Raw genomic sequence first — 24,660 nt, forward strand, 5'->3', positions numbered from 1 at the left:
TTGCACAACTGCCCGGAGGGTTGAATAGCAAACTTATGATAATTGCAGTTATCACATAAGCAGATTTGACCGTTCTTTATAAGGTGGGCTACAAGCGCGGCTGAGGAGCGAGGCGCGTCGTGAGCACCGAAACCGCCCGGGAAGGGCCAGAAATCCCCGTAGCGCCGCCTGAGGCTGTCCTGCCGGCGGTCAGGGCGCCGGCCGACCTTGCGCGGACGATCGTGCAGATGCGCGCCGGCGAGCGCATCACCGTCAACGAGGGCCTGATCGCCGCCTATCAGGCCGCTTCATCGCCCCATAGCATCCGTGCGCTCAAGTCCGACGTCGAGGCGTTCGATGCGTGGTGTAGGCGCAACAACCGGATTGCACTGCCGGCCACGCCCGAGATCGTCGCCGACTATCTCGACGCGCGGGCAGGGCAGGGGGCCAAGCCCGCCTCGCTTGGCCGCTACAAGGCGTCGATCGCCAAGATCCATCAGCTGCTTGATCTCAAGGATCCCACCCAGGCTGATCTCGTGAAGCTGCGGCTACGCGCGATCCGGCGCGAGAAGGGCACCGCGCAGGCTCAGGCGCGTCCCTTGCGCTTCAAGGGGCCAGTGCGAGACGTGGAGCGCGACAGTCCTCGCGGACTGAATGTGCGAGCTTTGCTGGAGGCGTGCGCGGGCGATCTGCCAGGCCTGCGGGACCGAGCCCTGTTGTCGGTGGCCTATGACACGGGGCTCCGTGCATCGGAGCTCGTCGCAATCAGCATCAATGACATTCTCGAGGCGCTTGATCCCGAAGCGCGCCTCCTCGCCATCGCGCGAAGCAAAGGCGATCAGGAGGGCGAGGGAGCCACAGCCTATTTGTCGCCCCGCTCTGTGCGGGCTGTCGCGGCGTGGAGAGAGGCCGCTGGGATCGACGCGGGGCCGTTGTTCCGGCGGGTGCAGGTACGGCGCTACAAAGCGCGGGCGGCTGTGAAGGGTCGTTCGATCGACAGCATCTCGGGCCGTGAGACTTGGGATCTGCGCAAGACGCTGTCCAAGCCCGCTGTGAAGGCGCGGGTCGAGTATGACATCGGCGCCGCGGCGCTCCATCCGGGATCGATCGGCCCGATCTGGCGGGCAATCATTCAGCGTGCGTTCGATCGCGGCGCGCTGCCCGATTTGACGGCGGACGATCTGGCGCGGTTGCTGAAGGGGATCAGTGCGCACTCGACGCGGATCGGGCTCAATCAGGACCTGTTCGCCAGCGGGGAGGATTTGGCCGGCATCATGGACGCGCTGCGGTGGAAGTCGCCGCGGATGCCGCTCGCTTATAATCGCAATCTCGCGGCAGAGCAGGGGGCGGCGGGGCGCCTTATGGCGAAGATTGGCTAGTCATGACGGCCTAAATAGGTCTTTGGATGATGCCGTGCGACCACACGACGGCGGCAGGTAGATCGAGGGATTTGCGCAGCGGCAAGAACCGGAGAAGGGAGGCTGAGCCCCCGGGGTCTTGAGCTACAACGTTAAGCCTAAGAAACGGGCAGGGGCCTGGTAGCGCGTAGTGTATGAGCGAAGCCACCATCGCTCAAACTCATCAGCACAGTCCAATTTCGAAGAGGAAACAAGAAAGTGGTTCCGGAAACGGTATGGATCTTATCCTGTGTAAACGCTCGCGCTAAATGGCGGCGTTCTGATCGCGCTATTTGTCAGTTGCCGGGTCCGATGACGAGGCAATCGCGCGCGGCCTGAACGATGTCAGCGGTGACCTCCTCGACGCGGTTGAGGGTCATGATCCGCCGCATCTGCGCGAACAGGCGCTCCATGAGCCGGAAGTTGCCGCGCGTGATGCGGATCACGGCTGCCTGCGCTTCGATCGCGTCGAGTTGGGCCGGGTCGAAGCTGATCCCGAAATCGCCGGCGTGGGTCGCGAGCAGCAGCCGCATTTCGGTCTCGGTAAGCGGTTTGAACTCGTGGACGAAGCCGATCCGCGAGTAGAGCTGGGCATAGCGGGCGAGGCGCTTCTCCAAGCCCGGCATACCCATCAGGATCAGCCCGAAGCCGTGGCGATCGGCCATGTCGCGGAGATGTTCGAGCGACTTTATGGTCAGGCGGTCGGCCTCGTCGACGATGACGAGGGGGCAGGCGATGCGGGCGGCGTCATGGGTGATTTCGTCCTGCGAGCCGCCCGCGACCGTCAGCCGGGCATAGCCCAGCTTAATGAGGTTGAGGCCCAACACCGCGTCGATCGTCTTGGGCGTGTTGCTGACCGACACGGTGTAGAAGACGGCGCGGCAGCGAGCGACCTTTTCGCCAAGGAGCGCGGCAATGGGACGGAGCGCGGCATATTCCCCCAGGTCGGGGAAGCTGGAAAACTCGCGCGCCGATCGCGTCTTTCCGACGCCCGGCCGGCCATGACACACGCCGATATAGCGGTAGTGCGCGCAGGCTTCGGCAAACTCGACGAACCGGGCATGTTCGCGGGTCGCCAGGAACGGCTGCTCGACCAGGAACTCAATCGTCAGCGGCGTAGAGCCGGAGCCCTCGGTAGGTGGTGGGCCGGAAAGCCGTATCCTCTTGGTCGCCATCGAAGGTCTCCGTGGGGGCAGGCACCTGCTTGTCGCGCTCCTTCGCGCCGCGCCGGGCGCGCTGGATCGCGCGCAACGACGGGTGCCCAGCGTGCTCGGAGCTGAGCGCACGGCAGACGAACCGGCCCTGGTGGTAGACGTGGATCTCGGTCAGGTCGCGGGGGTCATAGACCGCCTCGACCTGCTCGCCGACGAAGGCCGCGAGCGTGGGTTCGACATAGCGCCTGCCCATCAGACGGATGCCGTCGCGCAGCACTTTACGGGGCTTGGGCACGTGCACGAGCAGCATGTCGAGCTGTTCAAGGCTGTCGGGCATTGCGGGCAGGAACCCGCCCTTCTGCCAGCGCGTGATCGGCGGTTCGCCGGTGCTGCCATGCGGGCGACGATGATAGACGCCGCACACGAACGCCTCGAAGCGGGCGCGCAGCTCGTCGAGCGTGAGCACTGGCGCCGACAGCGGCTTGCCCGCGATCAGGTGGCCGGGCAGGTCGGGCAGGAACATGTCGTTGATGGTGCGGAACAGCCGCTCGATCTTGCCGCGCCCGCGAGGACGCCCCGGCAGCGAATGGATGAGGCGGATTTTGAGGGCGATGCACGCCTGCTCGATATGCTCGGAGATGAAATCCGAGCCGTTGTCGACGTAAAGCTGTTCGGGAATGCCGCTGACGATCCATTCGGGATTGGGCTTGCGCCAGATCGCCTGCCGCAAGGCGAGCGCCGTGTTGAGGGCACTGGGGGCATCGAGGCTGAGGAAGTAACCGGCGATGGCTCGGCTGTGATCGTCAACGATGACGGTCAGCCAAGGACGCACCGGGGTTCCGGCATCATCGAGCACGAGAATGTCGAGAACGGTATGATCGGCCTGCCACATCTCGTTCGAGGTCGCGGCTTCGCGCCGATGCACTAGCTCGTGCTGGTCGCGGTAGACGGCCGGATCGGAGGCTGCGGCGATCTGGCTTGCCGGTATCGCCCTGACGACACGCGCGACGGCCGCATAGCTGGGGGTTCGGTGTCCATGCGCGATGGCGAGTTCCTGCACCTTTCGGTGAATGGCGGCGACCGGGGGTCGCGGGCGCTTGGTGGCGAGAGTGCGGGTCAGTTCGACCAGATGTTCCGGCAGGTGCAGCCTGCCCCGATCGTTGCGCGGCAGACGCGCGAGACCGGCAAGTCCTTCGGCACGGTAGCGCCCGAGCCAGCGCTGCAACGTCCGCTCGCTCAGCGTGCCGGTGCGGGCGAGGTCCGCGAGCGGGATGCCATCGGCGAGGTGCGGTTCAAGGACGCGGTAGCGCTCGATCGCCAGCGGCGGGACAAGCGCCGGATGCGTCACCGCCGACGGTCCGTGTCGCAGGTAAGGAAAACGGAGATTTGCCTGCCCATCGCCATGCGAGTCCGCTCGCGTTGCCAAACCGGCCTGTTCGACGTAAATCTACCCGGTAAAGAAAACTAGGGCAACATAGACCTGCCGATGACGACTTTCTTCCCAAACCGCGCCCGATCGGGGCGCCACCGGCCCTACGCATGAAAATCGGTTACGCCCGCGTATCGACCGCCGAGCAGAACCTGGACCTCCAGCGTGATGCGCTGAAGGCTGCCGGCTGCGAGAAGGTCATCACCGACAAGGCCTCCGGGGCGACTGCCGCTCGCCCTGGATTGGAAAAGGTGAAGGAGCTGCTTCGCGCCGGCGACACACTGGTGGTCTGGCGCCTCGACAGGCTCGGCCGCTCGCTCCGTGATCTGATCGGATGGATGACCTACCTCGACGAGGAAAAGGTCGGGCTGCTGAGCCTGCACGAGGCGATCGACACGACCACCACGTCGGGCAAGCTTACCTTCCACCTGTTCGGGGCATTGGCGGAGTTCGAGCGCAACCTGATCCGCGAGCGGACCCAGGCCGGTCTCACCGCAGCCCGCGCTCGCGGCAAGAAGGGTGGCCGGCCGGCCGCACTCGGCAAGGAAAAGCGCGACCTGCCCGTCAGGCTCTACCACGAGAACACGATGCCGATCGCCAAGATTTGCTCGATGCTCGGCATCTCCAAGCCAAAACTCTACGCCTATGTGCGATCGGCCGAGACCAAGCCGGTAGCCGCGTAGCGACGCTCGCCGACAAATAGCGCGATCAGAATGCCGCCACTTAGCGCGAGCGTTTACACCGTTCGCGGTCCCGATCGGCCCAGCGTCCCCCGGAACCGTTCGTTATCGGGAAGGCATCTAAGCGGTCTGCACCATCCTTCATCTAAAGTTCTCCAAGCGCTTCTGAGGATTTTCGGGCGCACCAAAAGCACTTGCTCCTCCAGTGGCTGGAGCATGTAACCGCAATTTGCTCTCCTGCGGACGGGGGGCTGGAGGTGGCTTTTTGACGGCCCGTGTTGAAGCAATCGGTATGTCTCGACGCTCATTAGTGGCGCGGCTGGTGGCCTGTGGAACCGGCTTGGTGCTCGGTTCTCCAACGCTCGCGCGACAGACTTCCCGGTCTGCGGGCTCGTGGAACTTCGGTGCGGCTCACCTCGAATGGGAGCCGCTGGAAGTCGGCACGGGTGATACCCTCCTTGTTTCGGCACAAGTGCGCGGAGTGCCGGTGCGGGCGGTGCTCGACAGTGGCAGCGGCGCGTCGATCATGAGCACGGCGCTCGCGGCGAAGCTCGGCTTGAACGATGGTGAGCGGCGCATGATTAGCGGGCTGAGCGCCAAGGCCCCGGTGCTGCTGGTCCGCGACATCGACGTACAGCTCGCCCGCGAAACCCGTCGCTTACCCTTTGCCGTCGTTGGTGATCTGAGTTCAGTGTCGGCGGCCTTCGGACGACCGATCGATATCCTCCTCGGTGCCGATATGTTCACGGGTAGCTGCATCGCGCTCGATTTCGCGAAAAGGCGTATGGCGGTCGTCAAGTCAGGCACGTTTCTCGCCGGTCCCGACTGGCGCGCTGTCGCGCTCGGGCGCGGTGCCAAGCAGGAGCTGTTCATTCGAGCTTCCGTCTCGGGTTTGCCTCCCGTGCCCTTGATGATCGATCTTGGCAGCTCGGCCGCGCTGATGCTCTCGTCGGCCTATGCCCGCGATCAAGGGCTGTTGAACGGGAAGCTCGTCTCGACCGCGGCGATCGGCGGCGTCGATGGTGTGCGTATCAACGATGCTTTCACGATCCAGAACATCAACATCGAAGGGCTTGGCGTCTCGAACGTCCCCACACTCGGGATGAGAGCTTGGCTCTCCACCAGCACGGTTGGCAATGTCGGCCTACCGCTGATCGCTCAATTCGACGTGGTGTTCGACGTGACCGCCGGATTCGTGTGGCTCCGGCCACTCGGTCCTCGTCGTCGCCTGCCGATGCTGAAGGACCGTAGCGGCCTTGGCCTCGCAGCCTCACCAACGGCGCTCACCGTTGTTCATGTGGCGGCGAACAGTCCCGCGGAAAAGGCTGGCTGGGCGGTCGGCGACCGGATCGTGGCGGTGAACGGCCATTCGATCGATGCGAACTATACGCGTGGGGAGCTCTGGCAAGTGCGCTCCCGGCCTGCTGGCACCCTCGTAAAGCTGACGATGGCCTCGGGTGATGTGCGCGAGCTCAGGCTGGCCGATTATTATTGATCGGCTTGAGGGTGGCCTTTGCCGATCGCCTTCATGATCCGACAATCGGCCATGCGCGCCTTGGTGCAGCTCTGGCTGAGCATTGCCAACTCATCCCGCAACACCGCGAGTTGCGCCAGTCTCTCCTCCACATCCTTGAGGTGCTGAGCAGCGATAGCTGAGGCGGCACCACAATCCTGGTCCGGGTTCTGCGCCAGCCCCATCAACGAACGGATCTCGTCGACGGAGAAGCCAAGCCGGCGACCGTTGCGGATGAAGTGCAAACGCTCAATGTCACTGGCATCGTAGGTTCTGCGACCCGACGCCGTGCGAGGGGCGGATCGGAGCAACCCGATCGACTCATAAAAGCGGATCGTCGTCACCTTCGTCGAGGTCTCGCTGGCGAGCTGCCCAATCATCACCGGCTTCATCATGCCATCCTTGCTTATGCGAACGTGTCGCACATTTCGCTTGCTTCTACAGCGACTGGAGGTGGTAAGGAAGGCCGCATGAATGCTTCTACCGAAAGCTGCGGGTGCCACGGGGAGCCCGCGCGCGCGCAAACCGATCCGGCCTATCGCCGTGCGCTGCTGACCGTCGTGGTGCTCAACCTCGGCTTCGGAGTCGCCGAGCTGTTCGGCGGGTTCATCGCCGATAGCCAAGCGCTGAAAGCGGATTCCCTCGATTTTCTCGGGGACGGGTCGATCAGCCTTATCGGTCTTCTCGCGCTTGCCTGGTCCGCACGGGCGAGGGCAAAGGTCGCGCTGACGCAGGGGTTGTTTCTCGGTGCGCTTGGCGTGGGCGTAATCGGTTTCGCGATTTGGCGCGCCCTGAACGCAACCGCGCCCGATGCCGAACTGATGGGCACAATCGGCGTTGTCGCGCTCGCGATCAATGTCGTGTCCGCCTTGGTGCTTGCGCGTTTCCGGGAAGGGGACGCCAATGTTCGCGCGATCTGGCTGTTCAGCCGCAACGACGCGCTCGCCAACGTGGCGGTGATCGCCGCGGCCGGTCTGGTGGCGTGGACAGGAAGCGCCTGGCCGGACCTCGCCGTCGCCGGCCTCATCGCCCTCCTGTTCCTCCACTCCGCTTATGAAATCGTCACTGGCGCTCGGCGCGAATTGGGAGAGCGGTAGTGCGTCTGCTCGCGTTGATCCGGGCAATGCTCTCGTTGCGGCTGCTCTCCGCGCTCGCGGCGCTGCTGATCCCTGCTGCGGCAATCGCCGAACCCGGCGACGTGCAAACCGCATGGCGGCTGCTCGACTATATGGCCGTCGATTATGGCGGCGCGGTCGCCAACGGTCGGATCAAGAGCACGTCGGAATATGCCGAGATGACGGAGTTCGCCGCGTCGGTCTCGACACGGTTTCAGGGCCTGCCGGCGAAGCCGGAGCGTCAAGCCCTCATCCAGCGGGCTGCCAACCTCCAGGCGGTGATCGCGGAAAAGGGACCGACTGAACAGGTGGCAACATTGGCGCACGGGCTCGCGGCCGATCTGTTGCGCGCCTACCCGGTGCCGCTCGCGCCCGATAAGGCTCCGAACCTCGTCTCCAGCGATGCCCTGTTCCGACAATCCTGCGCGTCCTGCCACGGGATGACGGGCAACGGCCGTGGCCCTGACGCCGCCAAGCTCGCTACGCCCCCGATTGCTTTCACCGATGCCGAGCGCGCGCGCCAGCGCAGCGTGTTCGCGCTCTATCAGGTGGTGACGCAAGGCATCGACGGGACCGCGATGCAGAGCTTCGCCGATCTGCCCAACGATCAGCGCTGGGCGTTAGCATTCCGAGCCGGGAGCTTCGCCTTCACGGATGCGCAGGCGCGCGAAGGCGAGCGGCTTTGGAAATCCGACCCGACCCTTCGCCGGCGCATTCCGGACCTGAAAACCCTGGTCGCGCTCACCCCGGCCGCGCTCGGCGCGGCGATCGGCGACGCCAAGGCTGACCCAGTGCTCGCGTTCCTGCGTCGTCATCCCGAACAGGTGATACAACAGGCTCCCGGCTCGCTCGCGGTCGCCCGCGCCAAACTCGCCGAAAGCGTGGCGGCTGCGCGGCGCGGCGATGCGCGCATGGCGAAAGAGCTGGCGCTGTCGGCCTATCTCGATGGGTTCGAGCCGATCGAGCCAACACTCACCGCGCGCGACGCGACGCTGATGGGTCGAATCGAGGGCGCGATGGGGGAGTTCCGCGCCTCGATCGACCGGGGCGCGTCGCCCGATGATCTCGCGGAGAAGGTCGCAGTACTGGGCGGCCTTTTCGACGATGCGGAAGCGGCGCTCGCGCCTGATGCCGCCACCGAAGCGTCCACGTTCCTGGGCGCGTTCACGATCCTGCTGCGTGAAGGGCTCGAAGCCCTGCTCATCGTTGTCGCCATGATCGCGTTCCTGCGTAAAGCCGAGCGCGGCGAGGCGCTGCGGTACGTGCATGGCGGCTGGGTCAGCGCGATCATCGCGGGCGGGATCACCTGGGCGGTCGCCACCTATGCGATCGGGATCAGCGGTGCGAGCCGGGAGCTGACGGAAGGGTTTGGCTCGCTGTTCGCCGCGGTCGTGCTGCTCTCGGTCGGGATTTGGATGCACGGCAAGGCGCAGGCCGATCAGTGGCAGCGCTATATTCGCGAGAAGATGTCGCGGGCGCTCTCGGGCGGGTCGGGCTGGTTCCTGTTCGGGCTGGCGTTCGTCGTAGTTTATCGCGAGGTCTTCGAGACGATCCTGTTCTATGCCGCGCTTTCGGCGCAAGGTGACAACGGGATGCTTCTCGCGGGGGCCGGGTCGGCGATTGGACTGCTCAGCCTGATCGCTTGGGCCATGCTTCGCTACAGTCGCAAGCTGCCGATCGCGCAGTTCTTCCGCTATAGCTCCTGGCTCATGGCGGTCCTGACCGTCGTGCTGGCGGGTAAAGGCGTCGCCGCGCTCCAGGAAGCCGGCCTTATCAACATCGCACCGCTCGCGGACGTGCCACGGCTGTCGATGCTCGGCGTGTTTCCCACTTGGCAATCGGTGCTGGCGCAACTCCTGATGGCGGTCGCCATTGCGGTCGGGTTCGCCTGGAACGGGCGCGACCGATCCCGCTCGGGTTCCGGCTCAGTGACCCTTGGTTCGAATTAGTGCAATGACATGAAAACCCTTCCGTGATAGAGGCAAGCTAGTGCGAGCCTTTTTGCCTTTCCTGACATGCCTGATGCTGGTCCTGACCAGCTTCTCCGGCATGGCCCATGCCGCCGATCTGGCGGGGGGAAGCATCGCGGGCGTTGAGTTCACGGTCCATACCGCCGGTGACATCGATCAGGTGCCATCGGACTCGGACAAGAATGTCCCGCATCATCACAATTATTGTCACGGACACGACGTCGGCGCGCCTGCGCGCACGACGATGGAATATACCCCCGTCCTCACAGTGCTCAAGCCGACAATCTCCGCCTCTGCGTCGCTCGACGGCCGCACCGGCATGGTCCATTTGAGGCCCCCCCAAGCCTGACGTCCGATTTGGGCGTGCGTTGGCGCGCCCCTGTCGATCATCGTCAGGAGTCCTATTTTCATGAATCGTATCCTCGCGGCCATGCTGGCCGCAGCGTCTTGCGCCACGATGGCGCAGGCGCAGGTCGGACCGTCCGCGCCTGTTGCGCAGGATGCGCCGGTCTACACGCTTGACCAAGCGGTCAGTGCAGCGGGCGGTTCGGCCCCTGCTGCGGAAGCGGCGACAGCTGGAATCGACGCGGCCCGTGCAGGTCGCACAGTCGCCGGCTTGCGGCCCAATCCGGTGGTTCAAGGCCAAGTCGAGAATGTCATCGGCTCCGGGCCGTATCGGGGGGTCCGCAGCGCGGAAACCACGGTCGGCTTTGCGATCCCGATCGAGCTAGGCGGCAAGCGCGGCGCCCGCGTCGCGGTCGCCAATGCGCAATTGTCCCGGGCCGAGATCCAGGCCGCGATCATCGCGGCGGATGTCCGGCTTCAGGTAACGCAGCTCTATGTCGAAGCGGTCGCGGCCGATCGCCGGGTAATGACAGCCCGCGATCAGGCCCGGATCGCCAGCGATGCGCTGCGGGCCGCGAGCGTTCGCGTGCAGGCAGGGCGGGCATCGCCACTCGAGCAACAGCGCGCGGATGTCGCGCGTATCAATGCCGACGCCAATGTGGAGCGGCAGCTTCGCTTGGCCGAGGCGGCCCGCGCCAATCTGGCGCGTCGGATCGGACGGCCGATCGACGGCCTGCTCGATGACACGCTGCTCGATCGCCTTCCCGGTGTGAACGTCTATGGGCCGTTGGCACCGGTCAACACGACCGGCACACTCGCGCTGGCGGCAGCCAACGCGGATTTCTCCATTGCCGAAGCCGGCGTGCGGCTCGCGCGCGCCAATCGCGTGCCTGACCTGAACGTCGGGCCGTCGATCCGCCGCCTGGAAGCGACCAACGACATGGCGGCGGTGTTCAGCGTGTCGATCCCGATCCCGGTGTTCAACAATGGTCGCGCCGCGATTGCGCAGGCGACCGCGCAGCGGACCCAGGCGGATGCGCAGCGCCGCGTGACCGCGCTCGACATCGAACAGGCGATCACGGACGCGCAGGCGCAGGCGGCCAATGCCGCAACGACGGCTCGTGCGGCGTCGGGGCCGGCGCTGGCGGCTGCACAGGAGGCCGCCCGCATCGCGCGGATCGGCTATCGCGAGGGCAAGTTCGGCCAGCTCGAATTGCTCGATGCTGAACGCACGCTCGCCGAAACGCGGGTCGCCGCGATCGACGCGCTTGCCAATTACCAGAATGCCCGCGCGCAAGTGGAGCGACTGACCGCTCGTGCGCCCAATGGGGGGAATCAGTGATGAAGAGCTTTTATCTCGCGGGCGCGGCGTCGCTCGCCCTGCTCTTGGCTGCCTGCGGCGGCAAGGATGGCGGAAACGAGGCAACTGCCGAAGGCGCAGCTGCCAATGAGACGGCAGCGGGCACGGAAAAGGGCGGTGCTGAAGGCGGTCATGCCGGTGAAGGCGTCGTCACATTGGGTGCCGACCAGATCGCCACAGCGGGCGTCCAGGTCGGACGGCCGATCATCGGCGGGGCCGGGACGATCGAGCTGCCCGCGATCATCGAGGGCGACCCACAGGGAACGCAGGTCGTCTCGGCCGCAATTGCGGGACGCGTGGTCGCGCTCACCCGTAACCTCGGCCAATCGGTCGAACGCGGCCAGACCATTGCGGTCATCGAAAGCCGCGAGGCGGCGCAGATCAAGGGCGAGGTCGAGGCGGCGCGGGCGCGGCTTCAGCTCGCTAATTCGAACCTCGCGCGCGAACAGCGGCTGTTCGCGCAGAGAGTCTCCCCTGAACAGGATCTGATCGCCGCCCGCACAGCGGCGACGGAGGCGCGGATCGCCCTGACGCAGGCGCAGAGCATGGTTTCGGCGGCGGGTGTCGGCGGCGGCGGGCTCAACCGGCTCGGCATTGCCGCGCCGATCTCGGGCCAGATCATTGCGCGCCCCGTGACGCTGGGACAAACGGTCGCGGCGGATGCCGAACTCTATCGCATCGCCAACCTGAGCCAGGTGTCGATCGCGCTTAATCTCAAGCCCGAGGATGCGGGCCGGGTGCGTCCCGGCAATACGGTGCTGGTGAAGGCGGCAGGCCGTCAGGCGACCGCCCGCGTGACCTTCGTGTCGCCGGCGCTTGATCCGCAGACGCGGCTCGTGCCTGCGCTCGCCACCCTCGACAATCGCGGTGGCGAATGGCGGGTCGGCGAGCCTGTGACGGCAGCCGTGCAGCTCACGGGCAGCGGCGGGAGCGGGGCGGTCCGCGTGCCGACGACGGCGGTCCAGAGTTTCGAGGGCAAGTCGGTCGTGTTCGTGCGCACGCCCACCGGCTTCAAGGCGACCCCGGTCCAGCTCGGCGATGCGTCGGGCGACACGGTGATCGTCCGGTCGGGCCTGACCGGCAACGAACAGATCGCCACCACCGGAAGTTTCACGCTCAAGGCCGAGATCGGCAAGGGCGAAGCGAGCCACGAGGATTAAGCCATGATCGCCCGTATCGTAACCTGGGCGGTCGAGAAGCGCTGGCTAGTCCTGCTCCTCACCGTCATCGTCGCCGCCATCGGCGCCTTTTCCCTCTACCGGCTACCGATCGACGCGGTGCCGGACATCACCAACAATCAGGTCCAGATCAACGTCCGCGCGCCTGCCCTCTCGCCCGAGCTGGTCGAGAAGCAGGTGTCGTTTCCAATCGAAACCGCGCTCGCCGGCACCCCCGGCCTGGAATATACGCGCTCGTTGAGCCGCAACGGCTTCGCGCAGATCACGGCGGTCTTTTCGGACGCGACGGACATCTATTTCGCCCGCCAGCAGGTGGGCGAGCGTCTGCGGGGCGTGCAAGAGAATCTGCCCGACGGCGTGAACCCTGAAATGGGTCCGATCGCGACAGGCCTGGGCGAGGTGTACATGTACACCGTTCGTCTCGATCATCGCGAGGACGACAAGCACAAGCCCGGTGAACCGGGCCAACAGCCCGATGGCAGCTACATCACGCCAGAGGGCGAGCGACTGACGACCGAAGAGGACAAGGCGACCTACCTGCGCACCGCGCAGGACTGGATCGTGACGCCGCTTCTGAAGACCACACCGGGCCTCGCCGGTGTCGACTCGATTGGCGGTTACGCCAAGCAGTTCCTCGTCGTGCCCGACGTGCAGAAGCTGGCCTCGCTCGGCATCACGCTGACGGACCTGGGAAATGCGCTGGAGCGCAATAACACCAGCGTCGGCGGTGGCTTCGTCAATCGCAATGGCGAAGGTCTGGCTGTTCGCTCGGATGCGCTCGTTCGCAATGCCAGCGAGTTGGCCAGGACCGTGATCGCGACACGTAACGGCGTGCCGATCACGGTCGAACAAGTTGCGACTGTGAAGACGGGTCAGGCGATCCGCATGGGTTCGGCATCGGAGAACGGTACCGAAGTCGTCGTCGGCACGGCGATCATGCGGATCGGCGAGAACAGCCGCATCGTGTCGACCGCGGTCGCTGAGAAACTGAAGACGATCAACGCTTCGCTGCCTCCTGACGTCGTAATTCAGCCGGTGCTGAACCGCACCGAGCTGGTCAATTCGACGATCAAGACGGTCGCGAAAAACCTGTCCGAAGGCGCGGTGCTGGTCATCGTCGTGCTCTTCCTGCTGCTCGGCAACTTCCGTGCGGCCCTGATCGCGGCGTTGGTCATCCCGATCACCATGATGCTGACAGGCTTTGGTATGCTGCGCGCTGGGGTCTCGGCCAATCTGATGAGCCTTGGGGCTTTGGACTTCGGTCTGATCGTCGACGGCGCCGTCATCATTGTCGAAAACGCGCTGCGCCGGCTTGCCGAGCAACAGCATCATGAAGGCCGATTGCTCAGCGTCAAGGAACGGCTCGCGACCGTGGCAGCCGCTGCGCGTGAGATGATCCGTCCCTCTGTGTACGGGCAGGCAATCATCATCCTCGTCTACGTACCGCTGCTCACGCTGACCGGCGTGGAGGGTAAAACGTTCGGACCGATGGCGCTGACCGTCATCATCGCGCTCGCCTTCGCCTTCATCCTCTCTCTCACCTTCGTGCCGGCGATGATTGCGATCTGGCTGTCGAAGAAGGTCGAGGAGAAGGACGGCCGCATCATCACGTGGCTGAAGAAGCGCTACGAACCCGGTCTCGACCGGGCCATGAAGCGCCCGGCGCTGACGATCGGTGCGGGTGTGGGAAGCCTTGTGGTGGCGGCGCTTGCTTTCACTACGCTCGGCTCGGTGTTCCTGCCGCAGCTCGACGAAGGCGATTTGCTGATCCAGTCGCTCCGCATTCCGGCAACGTCGGTCCAGCAGAGCCAGGCGATGCAGGTGCCGATCGAGCGGATGATGTCGAAGCAGCCGGAGGTGCAATTCGTCTATTCCAAGACGGGCACCGCCGAGCTGGCGGCCGACCCGATGCCGCCGAACGCGACCGACATGTTCGTCATCCTGAAGCCGCGCAAGGATTGGCCGGATCCTGAGCTTCCCAAGGAGGAGCTGGTCAGCCGGATCGAGGGTAATCTCGCGAAGATTCCGGGAAATGCCTACGAGATCACCCAGCCCATCCAGATGCGCTTCAACGAGCTGATCGCCGGCGTGCGCGGCGACATCGCGGTGAAGGTGTTCGGGGACGACTTCAACCAGATGAACCGGACGGCCGAGCAAATCGCGGCGGTGCTGCGCAGAACGCAAGGCGCAGCGGACGTGAAGGTGGAGCAGACGACCGGTCTTCCCATGCTCGACATTCGCGTCAACCGCGACGCGATGGCGCGGTTGGGCGTTACGGCTCAGGATGTGCAGGACACCGTGACTGCGACGATCGGCGGGCGAACATCGGGCCAGATCTTCGAGGGCGACCGTCGCTTCCCCGTGGTGATCCGCCTGTCGGAGGCGCAGCGTGCCGACATCGGCCTGCTCCAACAGGTGCAGGTGCCGGTGGCAGGCGGCGGCTATGTACCGCTGTCCAGCGTCGCCGAGATCAAGGTGGTCGATGGTCCGAACCAGATCAGCCGCGAGAACGGCAAGCGGCGCGTGGTGGTGCAAGCCAACGTGCGTGGCCGCGACGTCGGATCCGTCGTGGCGGATGCGCAGGCGGCGATCGGCAGCCAACTCCGGCTGCCTGCCGGCACCTATCTCGAATGGGGCGGCCAGTTCGAGAACCTCCAATCGGCAAGCGAACGGCTGAAGCTGGTCATTCCGGCTTGCTTCATCTTGATCCTGCTGCTCCTCTACGGGGCGTTGGGATCGGTCCGCGACGCCGCGATCGTGTTCACCGGCGTGCCTTTCGCGCTGGTGGGCGGCGTCCTGTTGCTGTTCCTGCGGGGCATGGACTTCTCGATCTCGGCGGCAGTGGGCTTCATCGCCCTCTCGGGCATCGCGGTCCTCAACGGCCTCGTCATGGTCAGCTCGATCCAAGATCTGATCCGATCAGGGATGAGCCGCGAGGAAGCCGCGCATGTTGGCGCGATGCAGCGTCTGCGACCCGTCATCATGACCGCGCTAGTCGCCAGCCTCGGCTTCGTGCCGATGGCGCTGGGCGAAGGCGCCGGCGCAGAGGTTCAAAAGCCTTTGGCGACGGTCGTCATCGGCGGTCTGATCTCGGCGACGCTTCTTACGCTGTTCGTGCTGCCGACACTCTATGCCCGGTTCGGGCAGAAAGTGATCGAGAAACCCGAGCACTACAATGAGGAGCATGAAGGGGACGACCACGGTCAGACCTTCGTGAACAACTTGGCCTGATGGATGGGCGGGGCGATCCGCGATCGCCCCGCCCATCTCTGGGAGATGGGGATATGCCTCGCACCATAACCAGCTCGATGCTTCACGGCGGGCCACTGCGCATCTGGTCGGCACTCACCGATCCGGATCATCGCCGGGCGTGGAGTCCGCTCGTATTTCTCGATGATCCGTCCCGGCTCGGCGACACAGAATGCACCTTTGCGATCCAGGGCATCACCCGGCCAATTCGGACGCCAGCACGGATTGATCGATTCGATAAACCGCACGCCTTCGCTTGGTCCTGCGGCATCCCCTATCTGTTCACGCTCGAAGAGCGGTACGAGCTGGCGGGGGACGATGGCGGCACCAGGCTAACGCATAGCTGCACGCTGCGCGGGGCGCTCTCCCTGCCGTTCGCGGCGATGATGTTGCGCCGCCTGCGATCCCTGATGGTCGAATCTGACGATCGCCTCGCAACCTATCTCCGCTGGCGGGTAGGTCAGCCTGCCCGGGCTATCAATCGTCAGCGCGTCCCCTTCCGCTACAGGAGGAAGGCGGGATGATGATGCACTGTAAGCGGGTGCTGCCCGCCGTCATCCTCGTTGTCGGACTCGCGGCGTGCTCGGAAAGAAAGCCGCCAGCCCCGCCAACGGAGCAGCAGTTCCATTCGTCCGACAGCGCCGTGGCGACCGGGGAAATGGGGCGGCATAGATATCGCTGTTCCGACGGGGAACCGCTGTTCGTCGATTACAAGGACAACGGCCTGCAGATCGATTTGCGGCGCTCCAACGGGGGACCGCCGATGATGCTGACCGCGCCAGCGCAGGGCCTGCAATATGTCGGCGAAACAGCCACCGCGACCTTCAAGGGGTCGCAGCTCACCATCGTGGAAGGCGATGGCCGTACCCGGATCTGCGAGCGGGAAGGCACGCGATGAACTGCCCTGCCTTCGAACGCCACAGGGCGCTTCGTCGGAAGAGACCGATGTCTGACACGTCGATTTCAAATGTGACAACCTTGTGCGGCCTGAATCGGGCCGGTCTGGCGATCGCGCGCCTCGGCGTCGTTCTCGTCTCCGGGGCGGTTATAGGGGCGTGTAATCCAGCGCCGACCCAGCCTACCGAGCCGGCGCATGAAAAGCTTCTGACGTCGAAACTAATCGCGCAGCGCATCATGTACTGCGACGACGGCACACGCGCCGATGTCGACTTCATCGATGACGGCTTGAAAATGGCCGTCACCTGGCTGCCGAAGGGCAGGACCGAGATCCTGCGCGCACAGCGAACCGGTGACGAGTTTCGCGGCGACCATTCGCGGGCTGTCGTGGCGGGCGGATCGATCGCGTTCACGCGACGCGGGAAGATCCGCGTCTGCCACCGAACCCCGGAGGAGTCCTAGGAAATGCAGGCACTGCTCTATACGCTTGCGCCTGTGCTGGCGGTCGTGCTCGGCGCGATTGTCGCGAGCCGCACCAAGTTGAAACCTGGCCTCGTGGCGGGCCTACAGCATCTCGCTGCCGGCGTCGTGTTCGCGGCGGCAGCGACCGAAATCCTGCCGCAGGTCAAGCATGAGGCATCGCCCAGCGCGACGTTGATCGGCGGGGCGGCGGGCGTCGCGACCATGCTGGGGCTCAAGGCTCTTGAGGCCCGCTTCAAGGGGCCGATGGCGCTACTCGCCGCGATCGGCATCGACATTCTGGTCGACGGCCTGGTGCTCGGCCTCGCTTTCGTGGCGGGCGAGAAGGCAGGTCTCCTGCTGACGATCGCGCTCACTCTGGAAGTGTTATTTCTGGGACTGACGCTGACCGACGAGCTGGCGGAAACCTATCGCTCGCGCTTGCGCATCATCGTGATCGTCTCGGCATTGGCCCTGCTGCTGCCGATCGGCGCGCTCGCTGCCGTGCCGGTCGCCGCGCTGTCGCCGGTGATGATCGCCGGCTTCCTCAGCTTCGGGCTGATGGCGCTGCTCTACCTCGTCACGGAGGAGTTGCTGGTCGAGGCGCACGAGAAACCCGACACCCCGCTCATCAGCTCGATGTTTTTCGTCGGCTTCCTGGCCCTGCTGACACTTGAGGAGATGATGGGATGATCCCGGGCAACGACAACAATGGCGGGCAGGAGCGCCGCACACTGTGGATCGTCCTGCTGCTGAACGCGGCGATCGCTGCGGGCTTCTTCGTTTCCGGCTTCTTCGCGGACTCGAGCGCGCTGATCGCCAACGGCGTCGACAACCTGTCCGATACGGCTGTGTATGCGCTGAGCCTTGTGGCGCTCACCCGGGGCCAGACATGGAAGACACGCGCCGCGGTCGCTTCGGGCGTCATGCTGCTGATCTTCGCGGGCGGCATCTTGATCGATGTCGGACGGCGCTACGTGCAGGGCAGCGAGCCCATCGGACCTACCATGATGGTCATGTCCGCGATCGCCGGCGTCGTGAATTACCTCTGCCTGCGGCTGCTCCAGCGCCTCAAGGATCCGGACGTCAATCTCCGGGCCGCAACCACCTTCAGCTTCAACGACTTCATTTCCAACGGCGGCATCCTGATCGCCGGCGTGCTGGTGCTGTGGTTGGGTACCAATTGGCCGGACCTGCTGGTCGGCTTCGCCACCGCCATCATCGCCATCAAGGGCGGTGTCGAAATCCTGCGCGACGCGCGCGCCGAAACCAAGAAAAGCGAAAGGAGGTCGTCATGAACGACAAGCTCGAACTCGACATTCCAGTGTTGTTGCCGGACCTTCCTGACGCGGCCGATGCCTGCCTGGACCGTCTCGTATCAACCCTGTCAAAGCGCGAAGGTGTCGAGCGGGCGCATGTGATCTGTCTCGACGGCAACACGCCAGCGGCGCTGTGCATCCATTTCGATGCCGCCAAGCTGCCGCTGCCACGGTTGCGCGAAATGGTGCGCGCCGCAGGTGCCGAAATCACCGAGCGCTACGGCCATGCGATCTGGCAGGTGACGGGGATCAACCACGAACGTCGGGCGCGCACGGTCAGCGATGCGCTGTGCGCCTTGCCCGGCGTGGTCCAGGCAAGCGCCAGCACCAGCGGGTCTGTCCGGGTCGAATATGATCGCCGCGAAACCACCGAAGAGGAGGTGCGCGCTGCGCTTCGCAAGCTGAAGGTGAGGGTGGGCAAGCGGGTCGCTGCCGATGAACATGCCGGCCACGACCACGGCCCCGGGGGCCACGGCGCGGGCGAAGAGAAGCACGGCCCCGGCGATGGCCACGACCATAGCCACGCCGAATTTCTCGGCCCCAATACCGAGCTGATCTTCGCGCTCGCCTGTGGCGCGCTGCTGGGGATCGGCTACGCGATCGAGAGGCTGGTCGCTGGCGCGCCCGAATGGCTGCCGACCGCCTGCTATATCGCAGCCTATTTCTTCGGCGGATTCTTCACGCTGCGCGAGGCGATCGACAACCTCCGGATGAAGAAGTTCGAGATCGACACGCTGATGTTGGTCGCTGCGGCCGGCGCCGCTGCGCTGGGCGCATGGGCCGAAGGTGCGCTGCTGCTGTTCCTGTTCAGCCTCGGCCATGCGCTTGAGCATTATGCAATGGGCCGCGCCAAGAAGGCGATCGAGGCGCTGGCGAAGCTCGCGCCCGAAACCGCGACCGTGCGACGCGGCGGGCAGACCAGCGAAATCCCGGTCGAGCAGATGGTCGTCGGGGACATTGCCATCGTCCGCCCGAACGAGCGCCTGCCTGCCGACGGCTTCGTCATCAAGGGCACCAGCGCGATCAACCAGGCCCCGGTCACGGGTGAAAGCATCCCGGTCGACAAGGTGCCGGTCGCAGATGCCGCAGCGGCACGCGCCAAGCCCGATGCAGTCGACGCGGAAAGCCGGGTTTTTGCTGGTACGATCAACGGCGGCGGCGCGATCGAGATCGAGGTGACACGCCGTTCCAATGAAAGCGCGCTTGCCAAGGTCGTGAAGATGGTGAGCGAAGCGGAGACGCAGAAGTCGCCGACGCAGCGCTTCACCGACCGGTTCGAACGGATCTTCGTGCCCGCCGTCCTGGTCCTGTCAGTGCTCCTGCTGTTCGCATGGGTGGTCGTCGACGAGCCGTTCCGCGACAGCTTCTATCGCGCGATGGCGGTGCTGGTGGCGGCAAGCCCGTGCGCGCTCGCGATCGCAACGCCGAGCGCGGTCCTGTCGGGCGTTGCCCGTGCAGCGCGGGGCGGCGTGCTCGTGAAGGGCGGTGCACCGCTCGAAAACCTCGGGTCGCTCAAAGCGATCGCTTTCGACAAGACGGGCACGCTGACCGAAGGTCGTCCGCGCATCACTGATGTCGTGCCCGTCGATGGCGCCGATGAAGGCGAGTTGCTGGCGCTGGCTGTCGCCGTCGAAGCGTTGAGCGACCATCCCCTGGCCCAAGCGATCGTCAAGGACGGCCGCGAACGTCTGAACGATCGTGCCGTGCCGACTGCCGGCGACCTCAAGAGCCTGACCGGTCGGGGCGTCACCGCGAGCGTGGATGGCGAGACGGTGTGGATCGGCAAGGCCGAGATGTTCGGAAGTGAGGGCATTCCGGCGCTGGGGCAGGGCGCGCAGGACGCAATCGCGAAGCTGCGCGAGAACGGCCGCACGACAATGGTGGTCCGCAAGGGGGACCGCGACCTGGGCGCGATCGGCCTGATGGACACGCCTCGCGAAGCTGCCAAGACCGCGTTGCGTCGGCTGCACGAGATGGGCGTGTCGCGGATGATAATGATCTCCGGCGATCACCAGAAAGTCGCCGAAGCGATCGCCGACGAAGTCGGGATCGACGAAGCGTGGGGCGACCTCATGCCCGAAGACAAGGTTGCCGCGATCAAGAAGCTCGCCGGCGAAGACAAGGTCGCGATGGTGGGCGACGGCGTGAACGATGCGCCGGCGATGGCAAGCGCCACGGTCGGCATCGCGATGGGCGCGGCGGGGTCGGACGTTGCGCTGGAGACAGCCGACGTGGCGCTGATGGCCGACGATCTGGCGCACCTGCCATTCGCAGTCGGTCTTAGCCGCCATACCCGTGGAATCATCCGGCAGAACGTCTTCGTCAGCCTGGGTGTCGTCGCCTTCCTGGTGCCTGCTACCATCCTCGGCCTCGGCATTGGGCCAGCGGTGGCGGTTCATGAGGGATCGACGCTGCTCGTCGTCATCAATGCGCTCAGGCTGCTCGCCTACCGCGATCCGGCAGGGAAGGCGGCATGAAGTGGCTGATCGCCTTCGACCTCGACGGCACGCTTGCCGAGAGCAAGCGGCCGTTATCGGAGGATATGGCCGCAATCCTCGCCCGATTGCTCGCCATCACGGATGTGGCGGTGATCTCGGGCGGGGACTGGCCGCAGTTCGAAAAGCAGATCGCCTCGCGCCTTCCTGCCGGCGTCGCGCTCGACCGTCTCTGGTTGATGCCGACCACAGGCACGAAACTCTATCGGTTCATCAATGGCGCTTGGCGCGCGGTCTATGCCGAACTGTTCGACGACGCGGAGAAGGCGAAGATCCGCACGGCCTTCGATCAGGCGCTGACCGATGCCGGTCTCGCCGACGAACGTATCTGGGGCGAACGGATCGAGGACCGGGGCAGCCAGATCACCTTTTCGGGCCTGGGGCAGGCAGCGCCGCTGAAGGAAAAGGAAGCGTGGGATCCTGACCGAAAGAAGAGGACCGCGTTGCAGGCCACGTTGCGCGCGAAGCTGCCGGAGCTCTCGATCAATCTCGGTGGCACGACATCGATCGACGTGACCAGAGCAGGGATCGACAAGGGCTATGGCCTGAAGCGCCTGAGTGCCGAGAGCGGTGTCCCGCTCGACGGGATGCTGTTCATTGGGGATGCGATATTCCCCGGTGGGAATGACTATCCCGCTGCTGAAATCGGCCTCGACACAGTGAGGGTGCGCGACGTCGCGGAAACCACCGCCGTCGTGACCGCCATCATCGCGTGTCTGCACCGATAGGATCAAGATACATGGTCGGCTCCATCGCGGAATGCCGCATTGTCAAAGCTCTGGCTTCTGTCGCTTAGGGCAGCGCTTCCTAAAACGAAAAGAAGGCAATGTGCGCGTCTCCGCGAACAAAGCCTCCAGCGATCAATCTAAGAGATTCCGCCGCGCTTCTCAATCGTAGGGGGCGTTTGCGGGAGGGGGCGGAATCCTACGCTAAGGATTTGGGCCAGCGATATTCCCCGGTTAGATTGATGTGTTCCCATCCCAACGGCGAGACGTGGGCGAGTAGATCAGGCGCGATATGGGTACCGCTGGCGGCCCGGGTATTGACGACCTCGCCGAGCTTCATGGTGTTCCAGAATATGATGATGGCGGCGAGCAGGTTCATTCCGGCGATGCGATAGTGCTGGCCTTCGCCGGATCGATCCCGGATTTCACCTCGGCGGTGGAAGCTGATGGCGCGCTTTAGGGCGTGGTGGGCCTCACCCTTGTTGAGGCCGATCTGAGCCTGGCGCTGGAGGCCGGCATCAAGAATCCAGTCGATCATGAACAGGGTTCGCTCGATGCGGCCCACCTCTCGCAATGCGAGGGCCAGCTCATTCTGGCGCGGGTAAGAGGCGAGCTTGCGAAGAATCTGGCTGGGGGCGACGATCCCCGCTGCGATCGTCGCCATGATGCGCAGGATGTCGGGCCAGTTGCGCTCGATGAGCGGTTCATTGATCTTACCTCCGACCAGCGCTCGCACATTGGCCGGCGTCGCGTTGGGCGTGAAGGCATAGAGTCTTTTCTGAGGGAGATCGCGGATACGGGGGGCGAACCTGTAGCCGAGCAAGGCGCAGGCGGCGAACACATGATCGGTGAAGCCGCCCGTGTCGGCAAAATGCTGGCGAACGCGGCGGCCCGCGTCATTCATGAGCAGCCCGTCCAGGATATAGGGAGCCTCGCTGACCGTTGCCGGGATCACCTGGGTTGCGAACGGCGCATATTGATCGGACACATGGCTGTATCCCTTGAGGCCCGGGACGTTGCCATATTTCGCGTTGATCAGATTCATCGCCTCGCCCTGCTCGGTAGCAAGGAAGAACTGCCCGTCGCTGGATGCCGATTGCCCTTGTCCTCAGAAGGCGGCCATGGGCAGGGCGGCGTGGGCCTCCACGATCATGGCGAGCGCCCGATCATAGGCGCTGCCTTCGACATGCCAGCGCGCGATCCGCAGCAATTCCCAGAAGCTGTGCGTGTTGGTCGCCGCCGCCATCTTGCGCAAACCGAGATTGACGCCTTCCGCCAGCAACACGTTCATCAGGCCGATCCGGTCGCTGCAGGGCGCGCCGGTGCGCAGATGCGTGAACGCCTCGGAAAATCCGGTTCGCTCATCGACTTCCAGCAACAGATCGGTGATCCTCGCGGGCGGGAGCTGTTGATAGAGATCGAGCACGAGATCCTCGGCCCCTTCGGGCGTGTCGGCCCTCAGCTTGTCGATGTGCAGCTTGCCGTTCTCGATGATGCCGCCTGGGATCGTGCCGGTTCGCGCCGCGCGGCCAAACTCCTTCAGCCGTGTATCCAGTCGAGCCCTGCGCTCGGCCAGCCATTCGCCGGGTCGCAGCGGCACGGCGAGCCGCGCGGTCTGCTCTATCGCCTGTGGCGGGACCAGAAGCTGCTTGAGGTCGCCATAGCGGCGCGATCCCGCCAACCATATGTCACCGGACCGGAAGGCGTCGCGGATGTGGAACAGCACCGCGATTTCCCAAAGCCGGTGGTCGCCGCTGGGCTCAGCGCGAAGATGACGATGCCATTTCGAGTTGGGACGTAGAAAATCCACCGGCGGATCGACCTTGATCCCGTTACGCAGCATCGCAACGGCCGCCAGAAGAGGCGTGGCGATCGGCGCCGCCTGCATGTCGAGCAGGCGCAGCATCCTGGGCGCGTAGAGGCGGAAACGGTGATAGCCGTCCAGCACACGGCTGAGCGGGTCGGCCGCGAGCACGTTGGTCAGCGCGGAGGCCGTGGCGACAAGGGTTCTGAACCGTTCCCAGCCAGGCCCGGTGGCGATTATCCCGTCCAGGGCCGTGCCATCGTCCTGCGCTCCAAGCAAAGCACCACCGATTTCGGCAAAGGACTTCAGCGTGTCCCGAACGGCCGCCTTTTCGTCGGCGATCCTGGTGTTGCAAAGGCGTTCGGAGGCCCGATAGAGACGGCCTACGATGCGATCGTGGGTCTCCACGATGACATCGGCCAGCGATGACCGCCATTCCAGGGTGCAGACAGCGAGGATCGCAAGCCGCCTGTCTTCGGGCAGATCACGCATGCCGTCGGCGTAATAGCGCTCGCCCTGCCGGCGAAGCCGGGTCACACGATGCGCCGGCACGCCGTCCAGCAAATCCGCCGGAAGATCGAACCTTTGAAGATATTCCAGTCGATCCATCAGCCGGTTAGCGGCTGCTGAATTTGCGCCAACCTCGAACTGTCGCAGCCATACGAAGCGCGTGACGCGACCATCCACCGTATCCTCCAACAGGTGAGCCAAATTCTCGCTCAGGGTTGGCGTGATGCGATGGGCGATAAGATCCTCGATCCGGCGCTCGGCCTCAACCAGCGCATCGGCGCAAAGGCGCTCGATCGTCGAGGAGCCGGGAAGGATCGTGCGGGTGCGGCGACACTCCGCAACGAAGCGACGGGCAAGATCCTCATTCGATGTCGCCGCCTCGGCTTCCCGAGCGATCCATTCGCGCAAATCCCGTGCGCCCCGCCCCGAAAAGGAGCGATAGCCGTAGATTCGGCGAAGGTCCGCCAGATGCTCGTGCCGGGTCTCCTCGCGCGCGGCATAGAGGAGTAGATCGTCGCTGGTCAGACCGAGCTGGGCCGCGACGAAATCCGATACCTGCGCCGGGATCAACTCGCCAGGAGCGAGCACCCGGCCCGGGTAGCGCAGGACGCACAGTTGCAGCGCGAAGCCAAAACGATTGTGGGCGCGCCGGCGCTGGCGGATATGCCCGAGATCCTCATCGCTGAGGGTATAGTGCCGCAGCAGCTCACCTTGATCGACCGGCGGGTGAAGCAGCGCCTCGCGCTGTCGATCGGTCAGGGTCACGCGACGCGGCATACATGCTCCTTATTCTTTCCGAGGGCTCTGTTGCAAACTCTGGCGCAGTGGCCAAGATTGGGCTGCTGGATTGGCAGGATCGGTTGCGATGAACGATTTCAAGGGGCGGCACTTCACCGGAGAGGTCATCCTATGGGCGGTGCGCTGGTATTGTCGATACGGCATCAGCTATCGTGATCTCGCGGAAATGCTGGCTGAGCGTGGGATCGATGTCGATCATACGACTATCTATCGTTGGGTGCAGCGCTACGCGCCGGAGATGGAGAAACGACTCCGCTGGTTCTGGCGGCGTGGTTTTGATCTAA

At 64.8% G+C, this 24,660-nt stretch carries 19 protein-coding genes and 2 pseudogenes; 17 read left to right on the forward strand and 4 right to left on the reverse strand.

The annotated features are described in order from the left end of the window. The first annotated feature begins 119 nt into the window (after positions 1 to 119). The gene (locus MBENS4_RS23405) at positions 120 to 1,358 is read left to right on the forward strand and encodes a tyrosine-type recombinase/integrase (RefSeq protein WP_039396757.1); all 1,239 of its coding nucleotides are present in this window, start codon (positions 120 to 122) and stop codon (positions 1,356 to 1,358) included. A 314-nt stretch (positions 1,359 to 1,672) separates the two neighbouring features. Here MBENS4_RS23405 and MBENS4_RS25160 read toward each other — a convergent pair whose 3' ends face one another. Both MBENS4_RS25160 and MBENS4_RS23415 read right to left on the reverse strand, forming a co-directional pair. Then, positions 1,673 to 2,551, reverse strand: coding sequence for an AAA family ATPase (locus tag MBENS4_RS25160; protein WP_084592359.1), 879 nt, complete (start codon positions 2,549 to 2,551; stop codon positions 1,673 to 1,675). Continuing rightward, positions 2,478 to 3,878: a Mu transposase C-terminal domain-containing protein gene (locus MBENS4_RS23415; RefSeq protein ID WP_039396760.1), complete on the reverse strand. Its 1,401-nt coding sequence runs from the start codon at positions 3,876 to 3,878 to the stop codon at positions 2,478 to 2,480. The genes MBENS4_RS25160 and MBENS4_RS23415 overlap by 74 nt, the downstream gene beginning before the upstream one ends. Before the next feature lie 191 nt (positions 3,879 to 4,069). On the opposite strand from MBENS4_RS23415, the gene MBENS4_RS23420 reads away from it, so the two are divergent. Together MBENS4_RS23420 and MBENS4_RS23425 are read left to right on the forward strand one after the other, a co-directional pair. Further along, positions 4,070 to 4,642, forward strand: a complete 573-nt coding sequence (locus MBENS4_RS23420; protein WP_021224432.1) for a recombinase family protein — start codon at positions 4,070 to 4,072, stop codon at positions 4,640 to 4,642. Between the two features lie 289 nt (positions 4,643 to 4,931). Continuing rightward, positions 4,932 to 6,134: an aspartyl protease family protein gene (locus MBENS4_RS23425; RefSeq protein WP_013039112.1), complete on the forward strand. Its 1,203-nt coding sequence runs from the start codon at positions 4,932 to 4,934 to the stop codon at positions 6,132 to 6,134. Here MBENS4_RS23425 and MBENS4_RS23430 read toward each other — a convergent pair. Continuing rightward, entirely contained in the window at positions 6,128 to 6,544 is a 417-nt protein-coding gene (locus tag MBENS4_RS23430) for a MerR family transcriptional regulator (RefSeq protein WP_004212867.1), read from the reverse strand. The genes MBENS4_RS23425 and MBENS4_RS23430 overlap by 7 nt on opposite strands. 78 nt (positions 6,545 to 6,622) lie before the next feature. Here MBENS4_RS23430 and MBENS4_RS23435 point away from each other — a divergent pair, with 78 nt between their 5' ends. The 13 genes from MBENS4_RS23435 to MBENS4_RS23495 all read left to right on the forward strand — a co-directional run bounded on the left by MBENS4_RS23435 (position 6,623) and on the right by MBENS4_RS23495 (position 21,267). Beyond that, positions 6,623 to 7,249, forward strand: a complete 627-nt coding sequence (locus MBENS4_RS23435; RefSeq protein ID WP_004212870.1) for a cation transporter — start codon at positions 6,623 to 6,625, stop codon at positions 7,247 to 7,249. After that, positions 7,249 to 9,216, forward strand: coding sequence for a cytochrome c/FTR1 family iron permease (locus MBENS4_RS23440; RefSeq protein ID WP_009824024.1), 1,968 nt, complete (start codon positions 7,249 to 7,251; stop codon positions 9,214 to 9,216). Before MBENS4_RS23435 ends, MBENS4_RS23440 begins: the two co-directional genes overlap by 1 nt. A gap of 73 nt (positions 9,217 to 9,289) precedes the next feature. Then, a complete protein-coding gene (locus MBENS4_RS23445) occupies positions 9,290 to 9,586 on the forward strand; it encodes a hypothetical protein (RefSeq protein ID WP_039396785.1) in 297 nt (98 codons plus the stop codon). Between the two features lie 60 nt (positions 9,587 to 9,646). After that, positions 9,647 to 10,924 (forward strand): TolC family protein, encoded by a 1,278-nt coding sequence (locus MBENS4_RS23450; RefSeq protein ID WP_004212875.1) that lies wholly within the window; start codon positions 9,647 to 9,649, stop codon positions 10,922 to 10,924. Then, positions 10,924 to 12,102, forward strand: a complete 1,179-nt coding sequence (locus tag MBENS4_RS23455; RefSeq protein WP_039396764.1) for an efflux RND transporter periplasmic adaptor subunit — start codon at positions 10,924 to 10,926, stop codon at positions 12,100 to 12,102. The genes MBENS4_RS23450 and MBENS4_RS23455 overlap by 1 nt, the downstream gene beginning before the upstream one ends. Before the next feature lie 3 nt (positions 12,103 to 12,105). Then, positions 12,106 to 15,351: an efflux RND transporter permease subunit gene (locus MBENS4_RS23460; RefSeq protein WP_039396767.1), complete on the forward strand. Its 3,246-nt coding sequence runs from the start codon at positions 12,106 to 12,108 to the stop codon at positions 15,349 to 15,351. Positions 15,352 to 15,404: 53 nt separating this feature from the next. Next, a complete protein-coding gene (locus tag MBENS4_RS23465) occupies positions 15,405 to 15,893 on the forward strand; it encodes an SRPBCC domain-containing protein (RefSeq protein ID WP_039396771.1) in 489 nt (162 codons plus the stop codon). After that, entirely contained in the window at positions 15,890 to 16,267 is a 378-nt protein-coding gene (locus tag MBENS4_RS23470) for a hypothetical protein (RefSeq protein WP_039396774.1), read from the forward strand. The genes MBENS4_RS23465 and MBENS4_RS23470 overlap by 4 nt, the downstream gene beginning before the upstream one ends. A 47-nt stretch (positions 16,268 to 16,314) precedes the next feature. Further along, positions 16,315 to 16,728: a hypothetical protein gene (locus MBENS4_RS23475; protein ID WP_039396777.1), complete on the forward strand. Its 414-nt coding sequence runs from the start codon at positions 16,315 to 16,317 to the stop codon at positions 16,726 to 16,728. Positions 16,729 to 16,731: 3 nt separating this feature from the next. After that, the gene (locus MBENS4_RS23480; RefSeq protein WP_004212882.1) at positions 16,732 to 17,418 is read left to right on the forward strand and encodes a ZIP family metal transporter; all 687 of its coding nucleotides are present in this window, start codon (positions 16,732 to 16,734) and stop codon (positions 17,416 to 17,418) included. After that, entirely contained in the window at positions 17,415 to 18,023 is a 609-nt protein-coding gene (locus tag MBENS4_RS23485) for a cation transporter (protein WP_004212885.1), read from the forward strand. Before MBENS4_RS23480 ends, MBENS4_RS23485 begins: the two co-directional genes overlap by 4 nt. Continuing rightward, positions 18,020 to 20,521, forward strand: a complete 2,502-nt coding sequence (locus MBENS4_RS23490; protein ID WP_004212886.1) for a heavy metal translocating P-type ATPase — start codon at positions 18,020 to 18,022, stop codon at positions 20,519 to 20,521. The genes MBENS4_RS23485 and MBENS4_RS23490 overlap by 4 nt, the downstream gene beginning before the upstream one ends. Continuing rightward, positions 20,518 to 21,267, forward strand: coding sequence for an HAD-IIB family hydrolase (locus MBENS4_RS23495; protein ID WP_004212890.1), 750 nt, complete (start codon positions 20,518 to 20,520; stop codon positions 21,265 to 21,267). The genes MBENS4_RS23490 and MBENS4_RS23495 overlap by 4 nt, the downstream gene beginning before the upstream one ends. 196 nt (positions 21,268 to 21,463) lie before the next feature. On the opposite strand, the pseudogene MBENS4_RS23500 reads toward MBENS4_RS23495, so the two are convergent. Further along, a pseudogene (locus tag MBENS4_RS23500) lies at positions 21,464 to 24,355 on the reverse strand (Tn3 family transposase). Positions 24,356 to 24,443: 88 nt separating this feature from the next. Here MBENS4_RS23500 and MBENS4_RS23505 point away from each other — a divergent pair. Beyond that, a pseudogene (locus MBENS4_RS23505) lies at positions 24,444 to 24,660 on the forward strand (IS6 family transposase); the annotation flags it as partial.

This window comes from Novosphingobium sp. MBES04 (genome assembly GCF_000813185.1).
GTDB classification, from domain to species: Bacteria; Pseudomonadota; Alphaproteobacteria; order Sphingomonadales; family Sphingomonadaceae; genus Novosphingobium; species Novosphingobium decolorationis.